This is a genomic window from Williamsia sp., from assembly GCF_036566845.1.
In the GTDB taxonomy this organism is placed as follows: domain Bacteria; phylum Actinomycetota; class Actinomycetes; order Mycobacteriales; family Mycobacteriaceae; genus Williamsia.
Genome location: NZ_DATCVM010000113.1, coordinates 1 through 16,196, shown reverse-complemented (window position 1 = coordinate 16,196; position 16,196 = coordinate 1). Strand labels below are relative to the sequence as shown.

12 protein-coding genes, 1 tRNA gene and 1 rRNA gene are annotated in these 16,196 nt (G+C 65.1%); 5 read left to right on the top strand and 9 right to left on the bottom strand.

The genetic code is table 11. From position 1 onward, the window contains the following. Positions 1-120 precede the first annotated feature (120 nt). Positions 121-1,545, bottom strand: coding sequence for an MFS transporter (locus VIQ49_RS10380; RefSeq protein WP_331884095.1), 1,425 nt, complete (start codon positions 1,543-1,545; stop codon positions 121-123). 87 nt (positions 1,546-1,632) lie between these two features. Between VIQ49_RS10380 and VIQ49_RS10375 the strand changes: the two genes are divergently transcribed. Then, on the top strand, positions 1,633-2,142 hold the full coding sequence (locus VIQ49_RS10375) for a helix-turn-helix domain-containing protein (RefSeq protein WP_331884093.1): 510 nt from the start codon (positions 1,633-1,635) through the stop codon (positions 2,140-2,142). Positions 2,143-2,232: 90 nt separating this feature from the next. Here VIQ49_RS10375 and VIQ49_RS10370 read toward each other — a convergent pair. Both VIQ49_RS10370 and VIQ49_RS10365 read right to left on the bottom strand, forming a co-directional pair. Beyond that, positions 2,233-2,308 (bottom strand) — tRNA-Thr (locus VIQ49_RS10370). Positions 2,309-2,366: 58 nt separating this feature from the next. Next, positions 2,367-3,530 carry a phosphotransferase gene (locus VIQ49_RS10365; protein ID WP_331884090.1) on the bottom strand — a complete coding sequence of 388 codons (1,164 nt, stop codon included), beginning with the start codon at positions 3,528-3,530 and terminating at the stop codon, positions 2,367-2,369. 44 nt (positions 3,531-3,574) lie between these two features. Here VIQ49_RS10365 and VIQ49_RS10360 point away from each other — a divergent pair, with 44 nt between their 5' ends. Continuing rightward, complete coding sequence (locus tag VIQ49_RS10360; protein WP_331884087.1) at positions 3,575-4,447, top strand: hypothetical protein; 873 nt, start codon at positions 3,575-3,577, stop codon at positions 4,445-4,447. 13 nt (positions 4,448-4,460) lie between these two features. On the opposite strand, the gene VIQ49_RS10355 is transcribed toward VIQ49_RS10360, so the two are convergent. Beyond that, entirely contained in the window at positions 4,461-5,714 is a 1,254-nt protein-coding gene (locus VIQ49_RS10355; protein WP_331884084.1) for a DNA polymerase III subunit delta', read from the bottom strand. Positions 5,715-5,822: 108 nt separating this feature from the next. On the opposite strand from VIQ49_RS10355, the gene VIQ49_RS10350 reads away from it, so the two are divergent. Next, on the top strand, positions 5,823-7,325 hold the full coding sequence (locus VIQ49_RS10350; protein WP_331884131.1) for an adenylate/guanylate cyclase domain-containing protein: 1,503 nt from the start codon (positions 5,823-5,825) through the stop codon (positions 7,323-7,325). Positions 7,326-7,401: 76 nt separating this feature from the next. On the opposite strand, the gene topA is transcribed toward VIQ49_RS10350, so the two are convergent. From topA to VIQ49_RS10335, 3 genes are all read right to left on the bottom strand, one after another. After that, complete coding sequence (gene topA / locus VIQ49_RS10345) at positions 7,402-10,398, bottom strand: type I DNA topoisomerase (protein ID WP_331884081.1); 2,997 nt, start codon at positions 10,396-10,398, stop codon at positions 7,402-7,404. A 173-nt stretch (positions 10,399-10,571) separates the two neighbouring features. Further along, complete coding sequence (locus VIQ49_RS10340; protein WP_331884078.1) at positions 10,572-11,150, bottom strand: hypothetical protein; 579 nt, start codon at positions 11,148-11,150, stop codon at positions 10,572-10,574. Positions 11,151-11,337: 187 nt separating this feature from the next. Further along, positions 11,338-11,541, bottom strand: coding sequence for a cold-shock protein (locus tag VIQ49_RS10335; protein WP_020109852.1), 204 nt, complete (start codon positions 11,539-11,541; stop codon positions 11,338-11,340). Positions 11,542-11,845: 304 nt separating this feature from the next. On the opposite strand from VIQ49_RS10335, the gene VIQ49_RS10330 reads away from it, so the two are divergent. Together VIQ49_RS10330 and VIQ49_RS10325 are read left to right on the top strand one after the other, a co-directional pair. Further along, positions 11,846-14,191, top strand: coding sequence for a DEAD/DEAH box helicase (locus VIQ49_RS10330; protein WP_331884070.1), 2,346 nt, complete (start codon positions 11,846-11,848; stop codon positions 14,189-14,191). Positions 14,192-14,328: 137 nt separating this feature from the next. Beyond that, entirely contained in the window at positions 14,329-15,084 is a 756-nt protein-coding gene (locus VIQ49_RS10325) for a hypothetical protein (RefSeq protein ID WP_331884068.1), read from the top strand. A gap of 2 nt (positions 15,085-15,086) precedes the next feature. Here VIQ49_RS10325 and VIQ49_RS10320 read toward each other — a convergent pair whose 3' ends face one another. Then, entirely contained in the window at positions 15,087-15,746 is a 660-nt protein-coding gene (locus tag VIQ49_RS10320; protein ID WP_331884066.1) for a S1 family peptidase, read from the bottom strand. 341 nt (positions 15,747-16,087) lie between these two features. Beyond that, positions 16,088-16,196: ribosomal RNA gene (gene rrf, locus VIQ49_RS10315) — 5S ribosomal RNA — on the bottom strand; the annotation flags it as partial.

The window sequence follows — 16,196 nt, the reverse complement described above, 5'->3', positions numbered from 1 at the left end:
TTCGGACTCTGTCATCGCGAGTAGCCCGAAGGCGGCCAGTCCTCTGTCACAACCAGAACCGTAACCGGTCTCGGTCCTGGCGAGCCCGCACCACCGAACCCGCCGGGCGAGCGCAACAATCTAGCCGGGCCCGGACCCCACAGTCGGGTCAGGCGCCGCCGGTCGCACCCGGGTATGGGCGAGAAGAACCACCAGACCTCCGATGAGCGAGATGGTGGCCGTGACCACCGCGGCGATGTTCCAGCCGTCGATCAGTCCGGCGGTGGCAGTGCCGCTGCGGGGATGGGTCGCGATGACCGCGACGACCGTCACGCCGATGGCCGATCCGACGTACCGGGCGGTGTTGTTGGCACCGCTGCCCATGCCGCCGCGACCCGGCGGAACGCTGGCGACCGCTTCGCGTCCGAGTGCGGCGTTGACCACGCCGCTGGCGATACCGGCGATGATCAAGCCCGGCAGAAACCGGGGCCACCCCGAGCTTTCGCCGATGCCGGTCAGTGCCAGCAATCCCGCCGCGACGCCGATCAGGCCGACCGCCAACTGGACCCGGCCGGGGACGCGCGGAGAGATGCGTCGAGCGAGCAACGCGGTGACCACGCTGGTCGCCGACCAGGAGAAAAGCAGCAACGCTGCGCCGATCGCCGTGATCCCGAGCGCGGAACCGAGAAATCCGGACATGTAGGACATCAGTGCGATGACACCGGCGCCGGCGACGAAGGCCGCGAGAGTCGCCGCGAAGAACGCCGGGGATCGCAGCAGAGCGAGGTCCAACATCGATGTCGGACTACGATATTCGACGATGACGAACAGAGCCAGGACCACCGCGGCCACCACGAAGAGGATGATCACCGTGGGTTCGATCCAGCCCTGTCTGCCTTCGACCAGCGCGGCGAGCAGCGCGCTGATGCCGCCGGCGAGCAACAGGGCTCCGGGGATGTCGAGTCCCCGCCTGTGCTCCGACCGCGATTCCGGGACCAGACCTTCCGCGGCCACCGCGAGGATCACGCAGGCGACCGCCAGCACCCAGTAGGCGTCGTGCCAGCTGTGGACCCGTTCGAGAATGGCCGACAACAGCGGTCCGATCGCGATACCGGCGCCGACGCTGGCACCCCAGACGCCACTGGCCGCCGCTCGAGCCGGACCGGGTGCAAACGTGTGCGCGATGATGCCGAGACTCGACGCGATCACCGCCGCGCCGCCCACACCCACGACGACGCGCGTCAGCACGAATGCCACTACGTCGGGGATCAGGACTCCGACGATCGATCCGGCTGCCACGACGAGTAGACCGATCACCAGGGTCCGGCGCCGACCGTAATCGTCCGCGATCGTTCCCGTCGAGAGCAAGGCGGCAGCCAGGCCGATGCTCATCGAACTGAGGATCCAGGTCGTGCCCGAGACCCCCGTGTGAAGCGAGGCAGCGGTGGCGTTGATCGTCGACAACGGCGCGGTGAATGCGACCAGGACCAGCATCGTTCCCAGTGCGGCGACGGTGAGCGTCCGGCGTTCCTGCACTGCGGTGTCGCTCACTTCAAACGTCGCCATGGTCACCCTTTGGTCTGCTCAACGAACTATTCCTCGAAACGTAGCATATGGTCTGGTGAACAGACCATCGGTGTAGAGTTGCCCATCATGGCACTCGGCACGGACTACGAGACGCAGGACTGCTCGCTGGCGCGCGCCCTCGAGATCGTCGGCGAACGCTGGACGATGCTGATCCTGCGCGAGACCTTCTTCGGCGTGCGGCGGTTCACCGACTTCCAGCAGCGGCTGGACATCTCCAAAGCCGTACTCACCCAGCGACTTTCCACTCTGGTCGACGCCGGCGTCCTGGAACGGCAACCGCGCGGGGGACGCACCGATTACGTGCTGACCGAGGCCGGACTCGCCCTGTGGCCGTCGCTGCATGCGCTGATCCGCTGGGGCGACGGCCGCTCCGACCCAGTCCGTCGCCGCCGAATCTTCTCCCACAGCGGATGCGGCACCGACATCGACGAGTTCGGCCGCTGTCCGGCCTGTGGATCGGTTCCGGGACCCACCGACATCCTCGTGCGGCCCGGTCCCGGCCTGGGAACGCCGACTCGCACCGATCCGATCTCCCTGGCGCTGCGCGACGAGCGGGCGTTGCTCACGCCGTTCTGACACAGATGCACACACTTCGGCGCCCATGAGTAGCCGAGATCCTTGTGTGGTCAGAACACCAAAAAGGGCCCCCACTGTGGGGGGCCTTCGTGGAGCCGCCTGCGAGAATCGAACTCGCGACCTTTTCATTACGAGTGAAGCGCTCTACCGACTGAGCTAAGGCGGCGTGCTGCCGAGGCAGCGCCAGCCAGTCTATCCAGCGGTGGCGCGAGTACCAAACCGGCTCACGTCGTCGGCGTGCGACGGGGAACCAATCCCAGTTCAGAGGTCTTTTCGACCAGATATTGCGCTGCCGCGATCTTCCCGGGGAGGCCGGTGGTCGCGTCTGCGACCTCGAACGCGTTTCGGATCACCGCGGAGCCGACGAAGCCGGCCCACACAGTCGGGACGTCGACCGGCAATCCACCGAGGGCCAATCCCGCGGCATACTCCTCGACGATCCGGTCGATGGCATCTTCGCCCAACGCCAGAACCGGGCTGTGCCTCCCGAACACCATCTGGCCGAGGTCGAATCCGACCGCATGACGTGGTGTCTGTGCCAGATCGATGAGAACGATCGTCCCGTCGTCACCGGGGTCGAGGACGAGGTTGTCGGGTGCGGCATCGCCGTGCACCGGCGTCTGCGGGAGTTCCCCGAGAGCGCACAGGAGCCGGTCGATGTGGTCGCCGACCCACAGAAGGTCTTTGACCAGATCGCGCGGCAAGGTGGTGCCCGGGTCGTCAAGCATCCCGGCAAGCAACCTCAGGTCCATGCCCCGCACTCGCTCACGCGCGATCATCGTCAGCGCGAACCCATCGTCGAATTGCTCCGACAACGGCGATCCGGCCGCGGCGCGGATTCCCGTCATCTCGCCCAGCAGCCGCGCAGCACGCTCGAATTGGCTTGCGGTGGTGAAGATCTGCACATCCCCCAGATCCTCGAGCCACATCGACCGCAGGTGCTTCCCGTGCCACTGCGCCCCCAGCAGACCAACCGTCCGCAAGCCGTCGGGGCAGCAGGGTGCCACCTCCGCCAGTACATCCGGATCCTGCGACCACGGAAACGTCCGCAGAAAGAACTCCCGCGCCTCGGGCGGCATCGAAGCCAGTACCGGCCACTCGCTCGGATGTCGCAACACCTTCACCACCGCTGCGCCCTGTCCACGATCACCCTGAACATGCACGCGCCACAGGCCCGCGGTCCCTGGTGCCTCGATATCAAACCCGAGGGGTACCGACGAGTGGTCGACATAGCGCCCGATCTTCAACCGCTGCGCGACATCACCGAGTGTGGATTCGTCGGGCGTGGGCAGCTCGATCATGACCGGCTCCAGGGCATCTGATGAGTTGATGAACTCCTTCGATGGTAAGACCCCGACCACCGCGATGAGCAGGTTCGCCCTGATCAATTGGGCTGTCCGGCCTCTTCAGTAAGGTCGGGAGAGGAGGTTTGATGACCGAGAGCGCGGAACGACGGGTGACCACATTGTCGATTGCGGCACTGTCCGAACTCGGTGTCGAGGTGAGCCCCGTCGACGATCCTGAGTACGGCGACGTCTATCTACTCGGACCCGACGCCGAACGATACTTCCTGCACACACTCGTCGAGACGTGTCAGATCCTGCCGGACGACGAATGGGCGGGCTACATCGCCTTCCACTTCCGCCAGCATTTCGAGGGGATGCGCGCGCCCGCTGCCGCCGAACTGACAGAACCGGCGTTGCTCACCCAGGTGCGCACGAGGTTGCAGCCCGACGCTGTCATCGATCCGGCGCTGACGACCACCTACGCCCGCTCCTTCGTCGACAATCTGGTGGTTCACCTCTGCCGCGACCTCCCGACCACCGTCGAAACCCTGACCGACCAGACAGTCGAATCCCGGGATCTCGACCTGCTGTATCAGGCCGGCCAACGTAACACCGACGCCGAACCCTTTGAGATCGAAGAGATTCCGGTCACCGGCACCACCGCGATCACCACACTCCAGGGTGAGTCCTTTTTCATCGCGTCGAAGGCCCTGAACATGCAGAAGGTGGTCGAGACGGTGCTCGGTAGCGCCGCCCACGGTGTCGTGTTCAGCGTCCCGCACCGGCATCTCCTGATGCTCCACCCGGTGACCGACCTCCAGTCGACGGTGGCCGTCCGCGACATGGTCGGTTACACCCTCGGGCAGGCCGATGAGGCCCCCGGCGGCAACATCAGCCCTCACACCTTTTTCTGGTATGGCGGTCGCGTGCAACAGATCACGCGCATCGATCCGGTCGAGAAGTCAATCGTGATCGAGAGCCGCGGCATGTTCGGTGAGGCGCTCAACCGGTTCGCTTGAACCCCGCCTTGGGTCAATGCCGCAGTGCCATACCAATTTTGGCAACCATGGCGTCGACGGCGAACTTGGGCTTCACGTTCAACCCCAGCACCTCCCGGCATTCGAGCACCGCCTCCACACAGGTCAGCAACTCTTCGCGCGACGCGTACCGCGCCATTCCCTGAGTCTGCTCGGCCATGTCCGGGTGCATTGCGACCACCCCGGCGCCGTAGGAGGCGGCCAGCGCATCCCGGAACAACGCCGCAAGGTCGACCAGGGCCCGGTCGAGGAGATCTCGACTCGTCCGCGTCTGCCGCGACCTCTGCCTCTTCTCGAGATCCTTCAGGATGCCCGCCGAACCCCGCAGCGCCCCGGCCGATCCTTTGCCGGTGCCGCCGGCACCCAGCGCCGTGCGCATCTCTTCGGTTTCGGCCTCGTCGAGCTTTGCGCTGATCAACTTGGCAGCAGCCTCCGCGGACTTCACGAGTTCCTCGGCAGCCTGATACGCCCGCGCGTTCGACGTCGCGGCCCGGGCCAACCCCAGAGCCTGAGTGCGCTCGTCGCGTGACTGCTGATCGGTCGCCAGGCGACGGGCCCGGCCGACGTGGCCACCGCACACCGACGCCGCCCACTGGGCCAGCCCCGGCTCGATGGCGTCCTGCGCGATGAGGACTTCACTGATCGCGGTCGCACTGGGCATGACCAGCGGCACATGCCGGCTCCGCGAACGAAGCGTCACCGAGATGTCCTCCGGATCGATGCTCGGCGCACACAGCAGGAACACGGTGCGCGGTGGCGGCTCCTCCACCGCCTTGAGCAGAGCGTTGCCGGCGGCCTCGGTGAGACGGTCGGCATCCTCGATGAGGACAACCTGCCATCGACCGACGCTCGGCCGCCGCGACGCGGTCTGCACGATGTCACGCATCCCCTTGACGCCGATCGACAGACCTTCGGGCACGATCCGGCGGACATCCGAGTGGGTCCCGGCCATCACCGTCGTACAGGCATGACACCGCCCACACCCGGGAGCGTCGGCCACCTCGCATTGCAGAGCCGCTGCAAAACACTGCGCGGCCACCGACCGTCCCGACCCCGGGGGCCCGGTGAAGAGCCAGGCGTGGGTCATCGCGGACGAGCCGTGGCGCGGACCGTCGGGCACCTCGGCCGGCGCCTGCCCGTGCGACTCACGCTCACGTGTCGCAGCGAGTTGGGCTGCGGCGATGGCAGCAGATGTGAGTTCGGCCACGACCGCATGCTGGCCGACCAATCGATCGAACACTGTTGTCACAGGTCAACCCTATCTGGACGCCCGGACAGCGATGTCTAACTCCTGCAAGCGGCCAGCTACCGTATTCACGTGGTCGAGCGACAATCCCAGCTGCAACATGCGTGGCACATGCTGCGCTGGCTGGTGCGCACCCCGTGGCCGGTGTTGGCGCTCGACATGCTCCGGGCCAACATCGCCGGCGCACTGTTCACGTTTGCGTTCCTCCGCTTCGGGCTTCCCGAGCAGACTTCCGTGAGCCTGTCCGAGATCAGCGGCGTCGGCCAGCTGGTCTTTGTCATCTACCTCGTCCTCGCCGGCATCGTCAGCGCATACGCGACGATACGACTGTCGCTGCCGGTCTTGGTCTGGCACCGGCGACGGTCGCGGCCCGACAACGAAGCCGCCCGTCGACGAGCGCTTCGACTGCCACTGCTCCTGATGCTCGTCCACGGTGGACTCTGGCTTGTCGGTGGTGTGGTGTTCTCGCTGCTGAGTCTGTCGCAGTCGGGGCGCACGGCCATCGTCGTGGCCCTGGGATCGTTTGTCGGGGCGCTGGTGACCTCGGTGCTCGGTTATATGCAGTCAGAGAAGATCCTGCGCCCGATCACCGTCGCCGCGATGGCCAACAACCCCGAGGCCGCGACCGCACCCAGCGTCACACAGCGCATCATCCTGTTCTGGGTGATCAGCGTCGCCGCACCGCTGGGCGTGATCATCGCCCTGGTCGTCGGCCAGCAGGTTGGCATCATCGACACCGACGCCGTGGGCCTGCAACGCCCCATCCTGTGGATGGCCGGCGCCGCCCTGGTGTTCGGGTCCATCGGCGTGGTGCGTGTTGTCTCCGCGATCGCCGACCCGATCAAGCAGCTGACGCTGGCACAACACGAAGTGCGTGAGGGCAACCTCGACACCTCCGTCCGTATCTACGACGGCAGCGATCTGGGCCTGCTGCAGGCCGGCTTCAACGAGATGGTCGCCGACGTCCGCGAACGACAAGAACTGCGCAACCTGTTCGGCCGGTACGTGGGAGAAGACGTCGCCCGGCGGGCCATCGAGAGCGGTACCGAACTCGGCGGCGAGGAACGCTACGTCGGTGTGCTGTTCGTCGACATCGTCGGCTCGACCCGGCTGGCCGTCAACCTGCCGCCGCGCGAGGTCGTCGACCTGCTCAACGAGTTCTTTCGGGTGGTCGTCGACGTGGTCGGACGGCACGGAGGCTTTGTCAACAAGTTCCAGGGTGACGCGGCCCTGGCCGTCTTCGGCGCCCCGCTCGACCAGGAGGACTTCGCCGGTCAGGCCCTCGCTGCCGCTCGCATCCTGAGGGAAGAACTCGACTCCGCCCTCGGTGATACCGACGTGGGCATCGGGGTGTCGGCGGGCAAGGCGATCGCCGGGCACATCGGGTCACAACAGCGCTTCGAGTACACCGTGATCGGCGACCCAGTGAACGAGGCCGCCCGGCTGACCGATCTGGCCAAGTACGAGCCCACGCGCGTCCTGGGTTCTGCCCGCGCCGTGTATCTCGCGTCTGCCGCAGAGGCCGCGCACTGGGACATCGGCGAAGGCATCGAACTGCGCGGCCGCGGCATCGAAACCCGTTTGGCCAGACCCATCTACGCCATCAACGTATAGAAACCACAAAGATCGCCCCGCCGGAAGGCACCGGGCAAACGCTCCCCCGACAGGCCCCCACGGGACGATCGTCGTGTCATTCCGACTCGGGTGCAGCCTTTTTCGCGGCGGTCTTCTTGGCGGGGGCTTTCTTGGCGGGAGCCTTCTTGGCCGCCGTCTTCTTGGCTGCTGTCTTCTTTGCCGGAGCCTTCTTTGCCGGAGCCTTCTTTGTTGCCTTCTTGGCCGCTTTCTTCGCCGGGCCACGAGCTCGTCGGTCTGCCAACAACTCCGATGCCCGTTCGTCGGTGATCGACGCGACGTCGTCGTCCTTGCGCAGGCTCGCGTTGGTCTCGCCGTCGGTGACGTAGGGGCCGAAACGGCCGTCCTTGATCACCATCGGCTGCTCCGACACCGGATCCTTTCCGAGCTCACGCAACGGCGGAGCGGCCGCAGCCCGGCCCCGGCGCTTGGGTTCGGAGTAGATCTTCAGCGCCTCTTCGAGGGTGATGTCGAAAATCTGGTCTTCCGACGTCAGCGAACGGGAGTCGGTGCCGCGCTTGAGATACGGCCCGTAGCGACCATTCTGTGCGGTGATCTCCTGGCCCTCTTCGTCCTTGCCGACAAGGCGTGGCAACGACAGCAACTTCAGGGCGTCATCGAGCGTGACCGTCGCAATTTCCATCGACTTGAACAGCGAACCGGTGCGTGGCTTGGGTCCGGCTTTCTTGGCCGCCTTCTTGGCGGTCTTCTTGGCCGTCGCCTTCTTCGTCGCCGTGGCGGTCAAGGTGTTGCCGGACGGTGCGTCCAGCGGTGTGACGCCGTCGTCGAGCGGAGTCGGCGCCGGCGGCGGTGTCAGCGCCGGCACGGTACCGCCCTCGCCCTCGCCACCTTCGTCTTCGGGATCCGGCAGGATCTCGGTGACGTATGGCCCGAAACGGCCTTCCTTGGCAACGATTTCGTTGCCGGAGAGCGGATCAACACCGAGAACCCGGCCCTCTTGCGGTGTGCTGAAGAGCTTTTCGGCCAGCTCCAGCGACAGCTCGTCCGGAGTGATGTCGTCGGGAAGATTGGCGCGCTGCGACTCCGGCTCGCCACCACCCTCGGGTGTGACGGTGCGTTCGAGGTACGGACCGAACCGGCCCACCCGCACGAACACCGGGCGACCCTGTTCGTCGTCGAACAGCCGGATCGAGTTGACCTCGCGGGCGTCGATCTCTTCGAGATTCACACCGACGAGCTTCTTGAGGCCGGTCCCGGCCTGCCCCTCGGCGCCGTCCTGCCCGAAGTAGAAGCGGGTCAACCAATCTGTGCGATTCTCGGCGCCCTGGGCGATCTGGTCCAGGTCGTCTTCGAGAGTGGCCGTGAAGTCATAGTCTACGAGACGCTTGAAGTACGCCTCGAGCAATCCGACAACCGCAAACGCAATCCAGGACGGCACCAGCGCCGACCCCTTCTTGTGGACGTAGCCGCGGTCCTGGATGGTCCCAATGATCGACGCGTACGTCGATGGGCGTCCAATCCCCAACTCCTCCAACGTTTTCACCAGTGATGCTTCGGTGTAACGCGCGGGCGGATTGGTGGTGTGGCCGTCCGGGTTCAGCTCGGTTGCGGTGAGCGCCTGTCCCTGAACAAGATTCGGGAGGCGGCTCTCGGCGTCGTCGGCGGTCCCGCCGGCCTGCTCGTCGACGGTCTCCACATATGCCGACAAAAAGCCCGGGAACGTGATGGTGCGACCGGACGCGGCGAACGTGCAGGTTTCGCCGGTGCTGGCGTTGCCGCTGATCCGCAGGCTCATAGTGGTGCCGCGGGCGTCGGCCATCTGCGAGGCGACCGTGCGCTGCCAGATCAACTCGTAGAGCTTGAACTCGTCGGACTGCAACGCCGACGCGACCTGGCCGGGTGTACGGAACGACTCACCGGCCGGGCGGATGGCCTCGTGCGCCTCCTGCGCGTTCTTGACCTTGCGGGTGTACTGCCGCGGCGTCGGATGAACAAAATCGGAACCGTAGAGGTCCCGCGCCTGATTGCGCGCCGCGGTGATCGCAGACTCCGACAACGTGGTCGAGTCGGTACGCATGTACGTGATGTAGCCGTTTTCGTACAACCGCTGCGCGACCCGCATGGCGCGATCGGAGGTGAACCGCAGCTTGCGGCCGGCCTCCTGTTGCAGGGTCGAGGTCATGAACGGTGCGTACGGCTTGCGGGTGTAGGGCTTCTCCTCCACCGAGGCTACGGAGAGCGACGCACCCCGCAGGCCCGAGGCCAGCGCGACCGCGCGGGCTTCACTCAGGACTGTGACGTCGGCTTTCTCCGGCGCTTTGAGATTGCCGGTCGAATCGAAATCACGCCCGGTGGCGACACGCGCGCCGTCGACGCTGACCAGGCGGGCACCGAAGCTGCGCGGCTTGGCGGACTCGCCGGCGTCCAGCGTGGCGGCGATGTCCCAGTATTCGGCCGACCGGAACGCCATCCGCTCGCGTTCACGCTCGACGATGATGCGGGTGGCCACCGACTGCACACGGCCCGCCGACAGCTTCGGCATGACCTTCTTCCACAGGACCGGGGAGACCTCGTAGCCGTAGAGACGATCGAGGATACGACGCGTCTCCTGTGCATCAACGAGGTCTTCGTCGAGGTCACGGGGGCTTTCAGCGGCCGCCCGGATGGCCGACTCGGTGATCTCGTGGAAGACCATCCGCTTGACCGGGACCTTGGGCTTGAGTGTTTCGAGCAGGTGCCACGCGATGGCCTCACCCTCGCGGTCACCGTCTGTCGCGAGGTAGAGCTCGTCGACGTCCTTGAGCAGAGCCTTGAGCTCGGTGACGGTCGACTTCTTGTCCGGCGAGACCACGTACAGCGGTTCGAAGTTCTCGTCGACGTTCACCCCGAGCCGGGCCCAGGGCTGTCCCTTGTACTTGGCGGGCACATCGGCCGCACCACGCGGCAGGTCACGAATGTGACCGCGCGAAGACTCCACGACGTAGTTCGAACCGAGGTAGGCGCCGATCTTACGGGCCTTGGTCGGGGACTCGACGATCACGAGACGGCGCACTGCCTTACCTGTCCCGCGAGCTGCTGTATCTGAATCCGCCACCGTATGTGCCTGCACCTTTCATGGTTCTTCTGGCCCGTTTGTACCTTATGTATAGCGGTAGTGGCATCCGAGTATGCCGCGTGGCACCCGAGAAGTGCCTGATCAGGTGCTCACCACAGCGCCTTTGGACAGGGTGTACCCGCAGTTCAGAGAGCAAATCACCGGAAATTTGCTCAAACAAACGGCCAATGTGCCGCCGCGCCCGAAATGTCCGGTGGCTCGCCGATCGATTCGATCAAACGCGATAAACGCCGCTTCCCGGCGATCCGCAAGGCCGGGTTGGTGCCGCGTGTACCGATCAGCGTCGGCGCGATCCCCGCGCGCATCACCGCGGTCGCAAGTGCACCGTGCGAGTCGGGAGCGTGCGGATCAAGGCCCAGTACGTACCGCTCGGCATCGCGGCGCCCCGCCGCGATGACCCACAGACGCAGAGCTCGGGGTCCGGGGACCCAGTTCGCGGGCATCGTTTTGATCGCACCTTTGGTCCAGGTGCGATAGAGATCGTCGAGTTCGGCCGTTTTGACCGTTCCGACAATCGGTGAACCCTCGGACGAGAGCGATATCTCTCCGGCAACGCCGCAGCGCTCGAACTCCACGGCGAGAGCGTGGGCTCGCCAATCATCGGCGACCACCACCGACAGCCGCACGCCCTGCGCGGTCAGTACTATCTGCCCAGCTGTCGCCAGAACCCCGGCGAGATCGTCAATCGACGGCTCGTCGGTCTCCGCAGAGAACATCGACAACTGACCCACATTTTGAACCGTACGGTATTTTCGCCCGAAAACGACTCACCCCCGAAGCCGTGGTCACGACATTCGGGGGTGAGACTCCGGACACCACAATTGCGGTGCACCGGGTTTTGAACTTTGAGGTACTTCGCGTGGCGCGAAGGTCCTCGATGGAGCGCCCTCGGAGGGCGATTCTTATAGGAAGGCGTCCCTACAGTCCTCGAACACCGGTGGCCTGCGGACCTTTTGTTCCCTGACCGACCTCGAACTCGACCCGCTGGTTCTCCTCGAGAGTGCGGAAACCGGATCCCTGGATCTCGGAGTAGTGGACAAACACATCGTCGGGTCCGTCATCAGGCGCAATGAAGCCGAAGCCCTTTTCCGCGTTGAACCACTTCACAGTTCCCTGTGCCATTCTTTGTATTCCTTTACTTTCACCGGTTACGACGGAGAGTTACCCACGTCGGGCCGGTTCCGACCGCCATACCTACTGGCGCCGTTTGCGGGTGCCCCCGCGCACTGACCTTCAGTACCACGCTCGCAACACGATCCCAAGAGACTGGCCAAAACTTGAACCGCCCCCAGAAGCTGCGACCACAACAAGTGAATCATGTTCTGGGCGTGCACAACAGTCAGGAAGTCAAACTGATTCAAAAGATGGTCGACGACGCAACCACTACTTCACAGTAGGTAATATTACGGTGTGATGAACTGGATCAATGAGTAGCTCTGACTTCGGCTCCGAACTGCTCGCCCGCACCCTGGCCGGCGTCGATCCAGACGAATCACCCCTGACCCACAAGTCCCTAATTCACAGTCGGACAGCCAGTTTCACGGATTGGCCAGATTGGGTCAGTGCCCCGGTGCGTCAGGCATTGTCTGATTCCGGCGTCAGCCGGCCGTGGTCTCACCAGGTGGCCGCCGCCGAACACGCTCACGCGGGCCGTCACGTGGTGCTGGCTACCGGCACAGCCTCGGGTAAATCCCTTGCGTACCAGGTCCCGATCCTCAACCGTCTTCTGAAAGATCCACGGGCAACGGCCCTCTATCTTTCGCCCACCAAGGCGCTGGGCTCTGACCAGTTGCGTTCGGTGAGTTCACTACTGGCCGGTCGTAAAGAATTCCTGCATTTGCAGCCCTGTGCCTACGACGGGGACACCGAACCGGCGATCCGTCAGTGGGCACGAGAACACTCCCGGTGGATATTCACGAATCCGGACATGTTGCACATCGGCATCCTCTCCTCCCACGCCCGCTGGCGTCATTTCATGAGAGGCCTGGCATTCATCGTCGTCGACGAATGCCACCACTACCGCGGGGTATTCGGGTCCCATACCGCCCTGGTCATCCGACGCCTCCTGCGCATCGCTCGGGCCGCCGGCGCCGATCCCGTGGTCATCGGCGCGAGCGCGACCTCAGGAAGTCCGGGGGCGGCGATGAGCCGCATGATCGGGGCCGAGTGCGCCGAGATCACCGAGGACGGCTCACCTCACGGCGCCCGCACGGTGGCGTTGTGGGAGCCTGCCTTCATCCCCGAGGTCACCGGCGAACACGGAGCCCCGGTCCGCCGTCAGGCCGGCGCCGAGGCAGCCCGCATTCTGGCCGATCTCGTCCTCGAAGGCGCCCGGACGCTTTGTTTCGTTCGCAGCCGACGGGGAGTCGAACTGACCGCGTTGTCGGCCAAACGCATTCTCGAACAGGTGGACCCGGAGTTGGCCCCGCGCGTGGCCGCCTATCGGGCGGGCTACCTCGCCGACGATCGGCGCGCGCTGGAACGGGATCTGGCCGACGGCAAGCTCCTGGGCGTCGCCACCACGAACGCGCTGGAGCTCGGCGTGGACATCAGTGGACTCGATGCCATTGTGGTGGCCGGGTTTCCGGGAACGATCGCCTCGTTCTGGCAACAGGCCGGCCGCGCGGGCCGTCGGGGCGAAGGGTCTCTGGTCGTTCTCGTCGCCCGCGACGATCCCCTCGACACCTATCTTGTCAATCACCCGGAAGCCTTGCTGGACAAGCCAGTTGAGGCGACCGTCACCGACCCGACCAATCCCTACGTCCTGGGTCCGCAATTACTCTGTGCGGCAGCTGAATTGCCGCTCAAGGAAGCCGAGGTCGACGCCTTCGGTGCACGCGAACTCCTCGAGGACCTGGCCACGCAGGGGCTCATCCGGCACCGCAAGGCCGGCTGGTACATCGCACCCGGCGTCGAACCGCATGCCGACGTCGACATCCGCGGAGGCATCGGCGGACAGGTGATGATCGTCGACGAGACCACCGCCCAATTGCTCGGAACCGTCGACACGGGTCGGGCAATGTCCACCGTGCATCGGGGAGCGGTCCACATCCATCGAGGTGAGAGCTACGTGGTGGATGAACTCCACCTCGACGACGGGCTCGCGCTTGTGCACCCGGAGGAACCCGACTGGACCACCAGCGCCCGCGAGACCACCCTGGTCGAGATCACCGACGTCTTGCGGACCAACACGTACGGGCCGCTGACCGTGGCCCTGGTGAGGGTGGATGTGACCCATCAGGTGGTCGGATATCTCCGCAAGCTGCTCACCGGCGAGATCCTCGATTCGGTCGAATTGGACATGCCTGCACAGACGCTCTCCACGCGGGCGGTGATGTACACGCTCGAACCCGAGGCCCTCGAGGCCGCGGGTGTCTCCGTGGGCATGTTCCCGGGCGCCTTGCATGCCGCCGAGCACGCCGCCATCGGTCTGCTGCCTCTCGTGGCTACCTGCGACCGCTGGGATATCGGTGGGTTGTCCACCAACCTCCACCCCGACACCGGATTGCCGACGGTGTTTGTCTACGACGGCTACCCCGGCGGCGCCGGATTTGCCGACCGCGGCCACGAAGCATTCGACATCTGGATCCGCGCCACGCGAGATGCGGTGTCACACTGCGGTTGTGAGTCAGGGTGCCCGTCGTGTGTCCAGTCCCCCAAATGTGGAAACGGCAATGACCCCCTGGACAAAGCCGGCGCGATCCGCGTCCTGAATCTCATCTTGAGAGAACTACCTGCCGGCGCCGAGGCTCTTGACGCCCCCGCACCGTGACGGGCAGGTGTTCCCGGCTGTCGGTCAGCCGCATGAAATGCAGATCTGATGTCGCTTGATCAGCGTAGGAAGTGGTGTTCTGGAGGCCCGAACGGGTTTACCGTGGGGAAATCCGATCAGCCGAAAAAGGTGAAGCCATGACGCAAGCTCCCGGGCAACCCGATCCCTACGATCAGACACGCATCAGCCCCACATCGACGCCGCCACCGGCAACCCCACCGCCCGCGAGTCCAGGGCAATACGGTGGCCCGCCCCCGCAACAGTCCTACGGCACACCGCAGCCCCAGTACGGTGGGCCCCCGCAGTCCGGACAGTCCCAGCCCGGTCAGGGTTTGCACTACGGTCAGCCGGCCCCGCCGCCGCAGTCTCCGTACGGTCAGAACAACTACGGCACACAACAACCCCAGTACGGCCAGACACCGCAATACGGTCAGGCCCCGCAGTACGCACAGCCCCAAGCCGATTCGTCGGGACCGGTCTCGTCCGCGGTCAGGATCATTGGCTGGGTGATCGCCGGCTTCGCGGTACTGACCATCATCGCGGCGTTCCTGCCCTGGATCTCCGGCACCGTGACCGTCAACGGCATCGGTGACTCCGACACGGGTGCCACCGATGGCGTGCTGACCCTGAGCCTCGCCGTGGTCGCGGGCATCTTCGGTGTCGCCAGCGCATTGATCGCCAAGCGCTCTGGTCTACACCTCACCGCCGGGATCATCGGCGTGGTGACGGGAGCACTGATCACGTTGATCGCGGTCATCGACATCGCTGACGTCTACGACGCCGAGAACACCTGGGGCTTCGGCTTCGAGGTCGGCTTCGGTCTATGGATCACGTTGGTGGCCGGCATCGCCCTGATCATCTCGGGGGTCGCGGCCGTCGTGAAGCGGGCCTGAGGTCAGACCGCCCGGAAACCGCTGCCCACAGTGGTCCGGCCGTTCAGGTCGGCCAGGATCAACGTCATCGGAGTGCTGATCGTCGGGTTGTGGATCGGAACGCTCGGATTGGTGCAGGGCACATCGATCTCGAGCCCGGTCCCGCCAAGGTTCTGGATTATGCGGCCGCCGTTGAGCAAGCCGACGACCTTGTCCCCGACCACGATGGGCGCACCGGAGTCACCATGGTTCGAGCACACCTGGCTCAGCGTGAACGTCGGCACCTGAGGGTCGTTGCCCCAGACGATGCCGCAGGTGGTACCGGTGGTGCGCCCGGCCTTGCAGGCCGTCTGCCCGAACGCGGGACGTGGTCCGGGCCCGGAGATGGTCACGCCACGGTAGTTACGCAGCGGCGTCACCTTGGACTTGTCGAACTCGATGACGGCGTAATCCCACGCGTGGTTGGACTGCTTCACCACACCGAGGACGCCTGAGCCCATCGTCTTCTCGGCCTTGACCGTGCTCCCGCTTTCGCCGCAGTGACCCGCGGTCAGGCCCACCAGACGGCCGGCGTTGTCGTAGCCGATCGTGGTCAGCGTGCACACGGCGCTATCGGCGATGACGATCCCGGCGCCACCGCCGAGTCCTACCGACGGAGCGGCGCTGGCGGTTGTGGCGGTCATCCCGGACACCCCTATCATTGCAATGAATCCGGTCACGATTGCCAACAGTCGCCGCATCAAGCCCCCACCATTTTTCCTGTAGTCATCCTGGTCTCCCCGCACCCTATGCTGTTGACGATCCGGGTGCCCCACCCACCCTTGCAATAGGTATCGATCGATTGTGGCTGAAGATCACAACATCAGTCGAGGTGCGTCCGGCTAGCGCCTTTTCGTCCCTTTGAGGGGTCGCCAAGGGCATATGTCCCTTGGTGGGTGGTGTGGGGCCTGATTGTGCCCGCAGATAGCAAAATACCCCGTATCCGCAGTCCGGGGACTGTGAATACGGGGTATCCGCAAGTTGTGTTCGGCGGTGTCCTACTCTCCCACACTGATTAGGGTGCAGTACCATCGGCGCTGGTAGGCTTAGCTTCCGGGTTCGGAATGGGACCGGGCGTTTCCCTACCGCTATAG

Bases quoted from the DNA above. Each gene is read 5' to 3' on its own strand.
- VIQ49_RS10380 (WP_331884095.1), bottom strand. From the start codon at position 1,545: ATGGCGACGTTTGAAGTGAGCGACACCGCAGTGCAGGAACGCCGGACG.
- VIQ49_RS10375 (WP_331884093.1), top strand. From the start codon at position 1,633: ATGGCACTCGGCACGGACTACGAGACGCAGGACTGCTCGCTGGCGCGC.
- VIQ49_RS10360 (WP_331884087.1), top strand. From the start codon at position 3,575: ATGACCGAGAGCGCGGAACGACGGGTGACCACATTGTCGATTGCGGCA.
- VIQ49_RS10350 (WP_331884131.1), top strand. From the start codon at position 5,823: ATGCTGCGCTGGCTGGTGCGCACCCCGTGGCCGGTGTTGGCGCTCGAC.
- VIQ49_RS10335 (WP_020109852.1), bottom strand. From the start codon at position 11,541: ATGGCACAGGGAACTGTGAAGTGGTTCAACGCGGAAAAGGGCTTCGGC.
- VIQ49_RS10330 (WP_331884070.1), top strand. From the start codon at position 11,846: ATGAGTAGCTCTGACTTCGGCTCCGAACTGCTCGCCCGCACCCTGGCC.
- VIQ49_RS10325 (WP_331884068.1), top strand. From the start codon at position 14,329: ATGACGCAAGCTCCCGGGCAACCCGATCCCTACGATCAGACACGCATC.
- VIQ49_RS10320 (WP_331884066.1), bottom strand. From the start codon at position 15,746: ATGACCGCCACAACCGCCAGCGCCGCTCCGTCGGTAGGACTCGGCGGT.